The following is a 9,071-nucleotide window of genomic DNA, read 5'->3' on the forward strand; positions in this document are numbered from 1 at the left end:
GGTGAGCGTGCGCACCGGCAACGCCACCGCGGTGCTGCTGGTGATCACCGGCCTCGCCTGTCAGGAGATCGGCGCATCGTTCGCGGTGCTGCTGTTCCCGGAGGTCGGCCCCCTCGGCATGGTGATGCTGCGGCTGGTGTTCTCCGCGGTGCTGCTCTGGATCATCGCCCGGCCGGCCCTGCGCGGACACACGCGCGACGGGTGGGCGGCGGTGGTCGGCTTCGGTGTCGTGCTCGCCGTGATGAACGGGCTGTTCTATCTCGCGCTGGAGCGGCTGCCACTCGGCGTGACGGTCACGATCGAGGTGCTGGGTCCGCTCACGCTGTCGATCATTGCGAGCCGTCGCGCATCCGCGTGGCTGTGGGCGGCGATCGCCCTCATGGGTGTGGTCGCGCTCGGCGGAGGCGGATGGGAGCGCCTCGATCCGATCGGCGTGCTCTTCGCCCTCGGGGCCGCCGCGAGCTGGGCGTTCTACATCCTCGCCTCGGCGCGCGTCGGGCGGGGATTCCCGAAGCTCGAGGGGCTGACCCTGGCGATGACCGCGGGAGCAGTGATCGCGCTGCCGTTCGGCATCGCATCGGCCGGCGAGGCGCTGCTGCGGCCGGAGCTGCTCGGTCTCGGTGCCGCCGTCGCGCTGCTGTCGTCGACGATCCCCTACGCCTTCGAGCTCGTGGCGCTGCGCCGTCTGCCCGCGGCGGCGTTCGCGATCCTCATGAGCCTTGCGCCCGCCACCGCGGCCCTCGCCGGGTTCCTCCTTCTCGGTCAGCTTCTGTCCTGGCTCGAGGTCGTCGGGATCGGACTCGTGATCGTCGCAAGTATCGGTGCGGTGCAGACCGCACCGCGGTCGGAGGCGAACCCGAACGAGGACGCCGCTGCCGGCGAGCCGGCCGCGGACGGGCCTCATCCCCCCGCCGACCCCGCGCAGGAGCCGTTCACCGAACCGCTCGCCTGAGGAATTCACCCGCGCGAAACGGCGGACGCGCTACGGTGGTCTCTCGCTGGGGAGGGAAGCGGAGGGCGCATCGATGTCACAGCGGATCCCCACGCGCCTGCGTTCTCGCGCAAGCGCCCTTCTGGCCGCGGTCGCCCTCGTCGCCGGGTTCGGCGTCGTCTCGGCGCCCGCATCCGCCTCCGAGTCCGGCTGGCTGCACACCGACGGTGCACGCATCGTCACCGAGGCGGGAGAGGCGCACACCATCCGTGCCGTGTCCTGGTTCGGTCTCGAAACGTCCAACTGTGCGCCGCACGGCCTGTGGACGATCTCACTCGATGAGGGGCTGCAGACCATCGCGGGGCTGGGATTCAACGCGATCCGCCTGCCCTACGCCAACGAGTGCCTCACCGCATCGAGCACATCCTCCATCGACGCGAACGCCAATCCCGACCTCGTGGGCCTCACGCCGTTGCAGGTGATGGACGCGGTCATCGACCGCGCAAGCGCGTACGGGCTCGATGTGATCCTCGATCGCCACCGTCCGACCACCTCGGGACAGTCCTCGCTCTGGTACACCTCGGAGGTCGACGAACAGCAGTGGATCGACGATTGGGTGATGCTCGCCGAGCGCTACGCCGACGATCCGACGGTGATCGGCGCCGATCTGCACAACGAGCCCCACGACAGCGCGTGCTGGGGATGCGGCGACGCGAGCGTCGACTGGCCGGCTGCGGCAACGCGAGCCGGCAACGCGGTGCTCGCCGCGAACCCGAACCTGCTCATCATCGTGGAGGGTGTCGGTCGCGACGTCGACGGGAGCTGGACGTGGTGGGGCGGGGGCCTGCGCGGTGTCGCCGATGACCCGGTGGTGCTCGAGGTCGCCGATCGCGTCGTCTACTCGCCGCACGATTACCCGGCGTCGGTCGCGTGGCAGAACTGGTTCGGTGCGTCGGACTACCCGGACAACCTCACCTCGGTGTGGGACACCAACTGGGGCTATATCCAGAAGCAGGGCATCGCGCCGGTGCTGCTCGGCGAGTTCGGGACCAAGCTCGAGACCGACAGCGACCGGCTGTGGTTCGACGAGATCATCGCCTACCTCGACGAGAACGACATGAGCTTCGCCTTCTGGTCGTTCAACCCCAATTCGGGCGACACCGGCGGCATCGTCGCCGACGACTGGCGCACCCCGGAAGCCGACAAGGTCGCCGCCCTCGCGCCGTTGCTGGCCCAAAGCGTCGGGCCGGTCCCGACGCCCACCGTCTCGCCCAGCCCGAGCGCCACGCCGACGCCGACGCCCACGCCGACCCCGACCCCGACCCTCACGCCGACGTCGACCCCCACGCCGACCCCGACCCTCACGCCGATGCCGGCCCCCACGCCCACGGTGACGCCGGGCCCGGCTGCGCTGTCGGGATCGCTCGAGCCCACCAGCGTCTGGGGACAGGGTTACGTCGCGAATGTCGTGGTCACCGCGGCGTCGCACCAATCCGGGTGGACGGCGTCGTGGACCTCGCCGACAGCGACGGGGATCGTCAACGCGTGGGGCATGGACTGCTCCCTCGCCGGCAGCACGATCACGTGCGACGGTGCGGGGTGGGCCGCATCCCTCTCGCCGGGTCAGACGATGACGGTGGGGCTGCAGGTGGCCGCCACGTCGGCGCCCACGGTGTCGTCGTTCACCCTCGCGCCGCACTGATCCGCGTCTCCCGCGGAACGCGACTCAGGCGGCGAGGGCCGCCTCGATGAGGCGCGCGGTCGCGGCGGCGCCGTCGGCACCCTCGTAGGCGTCGCGCACCTCGTCGGCCGCCAGACCGATGCCCGGGTCGGCGAGCACGTGCCGCACGGCGTCGAGGAAGGCCGGCGTGCCCGCATCCTTCCGTGACAGGGCGATCGCGTTGCCGCGGGACGCGCACGCCCGCACATGCCACGTCTGCTCGGGCTGCAGGCCCATCCCGACGAAAGGCACACCGGTGGCACAGGCGGTCTGCACCGTGCCCTGGCCGCCGTGGATGACGGCCGCGTCGACGAGCCCGCCCAACCGGTGTGCGGGCAGCAGATCGGTGACATGGATGTTCTCCGCCGAGACGCGCTCCGGGCAGTACCACGGGCTCGGGGACCTCGAGCAGTACTTCCGCCGCATGCGGGCCGTTGAGTACGCGATCGAACACGACGACGGCCAGAGCGGGCGCGACCTGGCGAGCGCCGATGTGATCATCGTCGCGCCCTCGCGGTGCGGGAAGACGCCGACGACGATGTACCTGGCCCTCCACTACGGGCTCCTTGTCGCGAACTATCCGCTCACTGACGACGACTTTCCGACCGACGGTCTGCCGCGCATCGTCGCCCCGCACGCAGACCGCTGCTTCGGGCTGACCACCACTCCGCTCCGTCTCAGCCAGGTGCGCCACGAGCGCCGCCCGAACTCCACCTACGCGAGCCTCGCCCAGTGCACGCTCGAGCTCCGCCGGGCCGAAGACCTCTACCGCCGCACGCACCTTCCGTTCCTCAGCTCCGCGACCCGCAGCGTCGAGGAGATGTCCGCCGTGATCCTGCAGTCCATGAATCTGCGCGACCGACCCCACGAAAGGCCCAGCCCATGACCAACATCCTGCGTTTCGACGAGATCGGCATGAACGACCTCGCCCAGGTGGGCGGCAAGAATGCGTCGCTCGGCGAGATGGTGTCTCACCTGGCGTCCGCGGGCATCCGGGTTCCCCCGGGCTTCGCCACGACCGCCGACGCCTTCGAGCGGTTTCTCGCCGAGGGCGAGCTCGACGCTCGCATCCGCGCCGCCGTCGAGGGCATCGATATCGACGACGTCGCGGCGCTCACCCACCTGGGCGCGCGTGTTCGTGCCTGGATAGAGGAGCAGCCGTTCCCCGCCGACCTCGAAGCCGACATCCGCTCGGCCTACGCGGACCTCGTCGCGGGTGAGTCCGATCCCACGGCGGTCACGTGGGCTGTTCGCTCCAGCGCCACCGCCGAAGACCTCCCCGACGCCTCGTTCGCCGGTCAGCAGGAGACGTTCCTCAACATCGGCGGCATCGAGAACATCCTGAGCGCGATCCGTCGTGTGTTCGCCTCGCTCTACAACGACCGAGCGATCGCTTACCGCGTGCACCACGGCTTCGACCACCACGACGTCGCCCTCTCGGCCGGAGTGCAGCGCATGGTGCGCTCCGACATCGGGGCCTCGGGCGTGATGTTCACCCTCGACACCGAGTCGGGCTTCGATGACGCGGTGTTCGTCACGAGCTCCTACGGCCTCGGCGAGGCGGTCGTGCAGGGCGCCGTCAACCCCGACGAGTTCTACGTCTACAAGCCGGGTCTGCGTGCCGGCCGCCCCGCGATCCTCAAGCGCAGCGTCGGTGAGAAGGCGATCGCCATGCGCTACGCGAACGGGCAGCACGTCGACGGCAGCACGGCTTTCGTCGAGGTGGATGCCGCCGAACGCTCGCGTTTCTCGATCACCGATGCGGAGGTGCAGGAGCTCGGCCGGATCGCCCTCGTCATCGAGGCCCATTACGGCCGCCCCATGGACATCGAGTGGGGCAAAGACGGCAACGACGGCCAGATTTACGTGCTGCAGGCGCGCCCCGAGACCGTCGTGTCGCGGAAATCCGCGAACGTGCTGAGCCGCTTTGTGCTCGCCGAGCGAAGTGCGGTGCTCGTCGAGGGGCGCGCGATCGGGCAGCGTATCGGCTCCGGCCGCGTGCGGGTGCTCACCTCGATCGACCAGATGCACGACTTCGCCCACGGCGACGTGCTGGTGGCCGACATGACCGATCCCGACTGGGAGCCGATCATGAAGCGCGCCTCGGCGATCATCACCGACCGCGGCGGACGCACCTGCCACGCCGCGATCATCGCCCGCGAGCTCGGCATCCCCGCCGTCGTCGGCACCGGCGTGGCCACCCATGCCTTGAAAGACGGCCAGGAGGTGACCGTCTCGTGCGCCGAGGGTGATGACGGTCTCGTGTACGACGGGCTCCTGCAGTTCGCCGAGGAGCAGACCGAGCTCGATCGGATGCCGGCGGCCCCCGTCAAGGTGATGATGAACGTCGGCACCCCCGACCAGGCGTTCGCCTTCTCGCGTCTGCCGCACGCGGGTGTGGGCCTGGCTCGGCTGGAGTTCATCATCAACCGTCAGATCGGCATCCACCCTCGGGCCCTGCTGGAACTCGACCGGCTCGACGGTGCGCTCGCCGAGGACATCCGGGAGCGCACCGCCGCGTATCCGTCGGCCAAGGAGTACTTCATCCAGCGCGTGGCCGAGGGCGTGTCCATGATCGCCGCTGCCTTCGCGCCGGAGCCGGTGATCGTGCGCCTGTCGGACTTCAAGTCGAACGAGTACGCCAACCTCATCGGGGGGTCGCTCTACGAGCCCGACGAAGAGAATCCGATGCTCGGATACCGCGGCGCCGCCCGCTACGTCTCTCCGGATTTCCGCGCGTGCTTCGACCTGGAGTGCGAGGCCCTGCGCCGGGTGCGCGATGACATGGGACTGACCAACGTGCAGATCATGGTGCCGTTCGTGCGAACGGTCGGCGAGGCGAAGGCCGTCGTCGACCTGCTCGCGCAGAACGACCTGCGCCGCGGCGAGAACGGGCTTCGCGTCGTCATGATGTGCGAACTGCCCGCCAACGCCGTGCTCGCAGAGCAATTCCTCGAGCACTTCGACGGGTTCTCGATCGGCTCCAACGACATGACGCAGCTGACCCTGGGGCTGGACCGCGACTCGTCTCTCATGGCATCAGCCTTCGACGAGCGCGATCCCGCCGTGCTGCACCTGCTCGGCACGGCCATCGACGCGTGTCGGCGACAGGGCAAGTACGTCGGCATCTGCGGACAGGGGCCGAGCGATCACCCGGACTTCGCGCAGTGGCTCGTCGGCCGCGGCATCCAGTCGCTCTCGCTCAACCCCGACACGGTCGTCGAGACCTGGCTCGCGCTCGCGGCGAACGACAGCCCCGGGGTCGAGACGCCTGCGCCGGCCTACGAGCACCAGTCGTAGCCCCGGGGGCATCGGTGCGGGCCACGGGTCAGTCGCCGAAGGTCACCACGACCTTGTCGGCTGCGCCCGGCGTCTTCGCCAGCTCCAGCGCCTCGAGCGCGCGCTCGAACGGGAGCACGTCGCTGATGATCTGCGCGTACTTCCTGGGATGCGCGATGATCGCGTCGGTGACCTCGAAGATCTCCGTGGGGTAGCCCATCGACATGCGGATGTCGATCTCGCTGCGCAGGATCTGCCCGAAGTCGACCGGAACGGGCTGCTTGTGCACCGCGGGGATGGTCAGCACGGCCCGGCTTTTCGCGCACGCGAAGACGGTCTCGAGCACGCTCGGCACGCCCGCGGCGTCGATGTAGATGTCGGTTGCGGCGTGCTGCTGGCGGCCGAACGGGTCCGCCTCGGCACCGTGCAGTTCCGCCAGGCGGGAGGCGACGTCCTCCTCGGCGGAGTTGATCACGGCGTCGGCTCCGATCGCGAGCGCCTTGTCGAGGCGGCCCGGCTGGATGTCGACGACGACCACGTGCGCGACGCCCTTGGACTTCAGCGACAGGAGCACGCCGAGCCCGACCGGGCCGGCACCGAAGACCGCGACCCGATCCCCCTCCGCAGCCCCGGAGCGGTTGACGGCGTGATGGGCGACGGCCATCGGCTCGTTGAGAGCCGCGACCTCCCAGGGAATGTCGTCGGGGATGACGCGCAGCTGCACCCCGGGCTGGAAGTCCTTCACGAGCACTGTCGGAGTCAGGGCGCCCTGCGCACCGCCGCTGCCCAGTAGTCCGTCTTGGAAACGCATCGTGTCGATCACGACGTGGTCGCCGACGTGGATGCCCTCGACCGCGGAGCCGACGGCCGTCACCTCCGCGGCGGGTTCGTGGCCAAGGGGGGTCGCGCCCTGGCGGGGCGGGATGCCGCCCACGTGCGTGTAGAAGGCGTCTGAGCCGCAGATGCCGCACGCCCTCACGGCGAGGAGCACATCGTTGGCGCCGACCTCGGGTTCGGCGACCTCCACCCAGGAGACGGTGTCGGGTCCCGTCACGTGCACTGACTTCATTGTTCGTCCTTTCGTCCGATGCGCGAATAACTGTACATAGTTCGGAAAATAAGACATAGGGGAAACTGGGGCGATGACCGCTCGTGGTCGCGGGCGTCCCCGCGAAAGCTCGCACGAAGAGATCCGCGACGTCGCCATCGAGCTCTTCCTCGCCCAGGGCTACGCGAAGACCTCGCTGAGTGAGGTCGCGCAGGCCGCGGGGATCAGCCGCACGACGCTCTTCTCCTACTTCCCGTCCAAACGAGACCTGCTGTGGAAGGACTTCGATCGACGCGCCGAGCGTGCCGCTGATGCGCTCGCCGACGAAGAGACGCCGGACTCGGTGGTCGACCTGATCCTGAGGGCGATCCTTCTCCATGCCCGATACGACGCCGCGGAGCGGGAGCAGCTCCAGCGTCGCCGCCGCGTCGTGGACCAGGACGAGGAGCTGCGTGCCTTCATGTCCTTGTCCGTCACGCAACTGACGGACCATCTGCGCGACGCGGCGGCCGCACGAGCGCCGGAGGTGGATTCGGGACTCGTCGACCTGCTCGCCCATGCCCTCGTTGCCGCTGCCGCGCACTGCACCGACGAATGGACGACGAGCGATATCGACGAGCCGCTGGATGCCTACGTTCGGCGCCGGATGGCCCCGATCGCCGACGGGCTGCGATCCGTCACGCCGCGGTAGCGGGCGCGTCGCCCCGAAGCGGTGCAACCGCTCCACTTGCGATGGTCGGGTGATCGCAATGGGATCGGATCACGTCTTCACATTTTCGTACTTGTGTATGAATTATTTGTCCCCATGCCCCGCATTACGTCGCATCAATGTCTGAAGTTGGTTCTACGCTCGAAGTAGTCGGGGATCGAGCGGGGGTTGTGATGGCGATCGACCAGCAGGGTGGGGCGGACCGGGTTCGCACGCGTGAGCTGGTTGCGGAGATCGCGGCGTTCGATGTGGCGGAGGCGCGGATTCAGGCGGAGCGTGAGCGGTTGTATGCCGAGGCGTATGACCTCGCCCAGCAGCAGACGGCACGGTTGCGGGATGCGTCGACGCGGGAGCGGGAGATGCCGCTGCGCGCGATGGCGGCGGAGCTTGCGGTGGCGAAGCGGGTCAGTGACCGCACGATGCAGACCCGCCTGTTCGACGCGCACCGCACCGTGACCCAGTTCCCGGCGGCGTGGGAGTCGTGGCACGCGGGCCGGGTGTCCCGGGCACATGTGAAGGTGATCGTCGACACCGGTGCGGAGCTTGCCGACCCGGGGGCTCGAGAGAGCTACGAGCGGGACGTGCTGGGGTATGCGGAGACGACGTCTGCGGCGAGGGTGCGGTCGTATGCGGAGCAGGTCGCGGAGAACCTCAACCCTCTGTCGATGCAGGAACGTCACGATGATGCCGTGCTGGACCGACGCATCTGGGTGGAGGACCTGCGGGATGGGATGTCGATGCTCGGTGCGATCGGACCGTCCGTGGAGGTCCACGGGGTCTACGACCGGCTCACCCGGCAGGGGAAGACGATCAAAGCCGCCGACCGGGCGGCACGACGCAACACCACCGAGACGCGGACGGGCGACGACGAGGCATCGAAGGCGGACGGTGCCGACGTGGGGACGGGTGACGTCGATTCGGAGCCGAGTGTGTGGTTCGATGAGCGGACGCTGGATCAGATCCGCACCGACCTGCTGCTGGACATGATGCTCACCGCCTCCCCCTCCGTCGACCCGACCGGGGTCGAGGGTGGGTTGGGTGCGATCCGTGGGCACGTGCAGGTGACCGTCCCCGCGACCACGCTCGCGGGAACGACCCTGGGTGGGGCGCAGCTGAACGGGAAGTGCGCGGTGGATCCGGAGACGGCGAAGATCCTCGCCGGCAACGCCCCCGGTTTCGACCGGGTCTTCCTCGACCCCATCACCGGAACGGTGCTCGCCGTCGATCGACGCTTCGCGACACCGGCGCAGAAACGGTATCTGGTGGCGCGGGATATCCGGTGCCGGTTCCCCGGATGCCGCAGACCCGCCACCGAATGCGACATCGACCACCGCGAAGACTGGGCCCTCGGCGGTAAGACCGACGTCGAGAACATGGGCGCGTT

General features: G+C 69.1%; 7 protein-coding genes and 1 pseudogene. 6 read left to right on the plus strand and 2 right to left on the minus strand.

Translation table 11 applies throughout. The features are described from left to right. Position 1 precedes the first annotated feature (1 nt). Positions 2-952, plus strand: coding sequence for a DMT family transporter (locus ACGG9C_RS14965; protein ID WP_194384025.1), 951 nt, complete (start codon positions 2-4; stop codon positions 950-952). Positions 953-1,025: 73 nt separating this feature from the next. Next, entirely contained in the window at positions 1,026-2,633 is a 1,608-nt protein-coding gene (locus ACGG9C_RS14970) for a cellulase family glycosylhydrolase (RefSeq protein WP_390178795.1), read from the plus strand. A gap of 24 nt (positions 2,634-2,657) precedes the next feature. On the opposite strand, the gene ACGG9C_RS14975 is transcribed toward ACGG9C_RS14970, so the two are convergent. Then, positions 2,658-3,152: a glycosyltransferase gene (locus ACGG9C_RS14975; RefSeq protein ID WP_390178796.1), complete on the minus strand. Its 495-nt coding sequence runs from the start codon at positions 3,150-3,152 to the stop codon at positions 2,658-2,660. On the opposite strand from ACGG9C_RS14975, the pseudogene ACGG9C_RS14980 reads away from it, so the two are divergent. After that, positions 3,040-3,537 (plus strand): annotated as a pseudogene (locus ACGG9C_RS14980) (kinase/pyrophosphorylase); the annotation flags it as partial. The gene ACGG9C_RS14975 and the pseudogene ACGG9C_RS14980 sit on opposite strands and share 113 nt — an antisense overlap. Further along, on the plus strand, positions 3,534-5,951 hold the full coding sequence (ppsA, locus tag ACGG9C_RS14985; protein ID WP_194384022.1) for a phosphoenolpyruvate synthase: 2,418 nt from the start codon (positions 3,534-3,536) through the stop codon (positions 5,949-5,951). The pseudogene ACGG9C_RS14980 and the gene ppsA, both read left to right, overlap by 4 nt. Positions 5,952-5,979: 28 nt before the next feature. Here the strand turns inward: ppsA and ACGG9C_RS14990 are convergent, their stop codons facing one another. After that, entirely contained in the window at positions 5,980-6,999 is a 1,020-nt protein-coding gene (locus ACGG9C_RS14990; protein ID WP_194384021.1) for a zinc-binding dehydrogenase, read from the minus strand. A 73-nt stretch (positions 7,000-7,072) separates the two neighbouring features. On the opposite strand from ACGG9C_RS14990, the gene ACGG9C_RS14995 reads away from it, so the two are divergent. Further along, entirely contained in the window at positions 7,073-7,669 is a 597-nt protein-coding gene (locus tag ACGG9C_RS14995) for a TetR family transcriptional regulator (RefSeq protein WP_194384020.1), read from the plus strand. 191 nt (positions 7,670-7,860) lie between these two features. Continuing rightward, a partial coding sequence (locus ACGG9C_RS15000; protein WP_390178797.1) for a DUF222 domain-containing protein occupies positions 7,861-9,071 on the plus strand: 1,211 nt, incomplete at its 3' end.

It is taken from the genome of Microbacterium sp. MTN4-26 (genome assembly GCF_042846595.1).
Taxonomy (GTDB): Bacteria; Actinomycetota; Actinomycetes; order Actinomycetales; family Microbacteriaceae; genus Microbacterium; species Microbacterium luteum.

Excerpts from the sequence above, each read along its gene's own strand:
- ACGG9C_RS14990 (WP_194384021.1), bottom strand. The coding sequence starts at position 6,999 with ATGAAGTCAGTGCACGTGACGGGACCCGACACCGTCTCCTGGGTGGAG.
- ACGG9C_RS14975 (WP_390178796.1), bottom strand. The coding sequence starts at position 3,152 with ATGATCACATCGGCGCTCGCCAGGTCGCGCCCGCTCTGGCCGTCGTCG.
- ACGG9C_RS14970 (WP_390178795.1), top strand. The coding sequence starts at position 1,026 with ATGTCACAGCGGATCCCCACGCGCCTGCGTTCTCGCGCAAGCGCCCTT.
- ACGG9C_RS14995 (WP_194384020.1), top strand. The coding sequence starts at position 7,073 with ATGACCGCTCGTGGTCGCGGGCGTCCCCGCGAAAGCTCGCACGAAGAG.
- ppsA (WP_194384022.1), top strand. The coding sequence starts at position 3,534 with ATGACCAACATCCTGCGTTTCGACGAGATCGGCATGAACGACCTCGCC.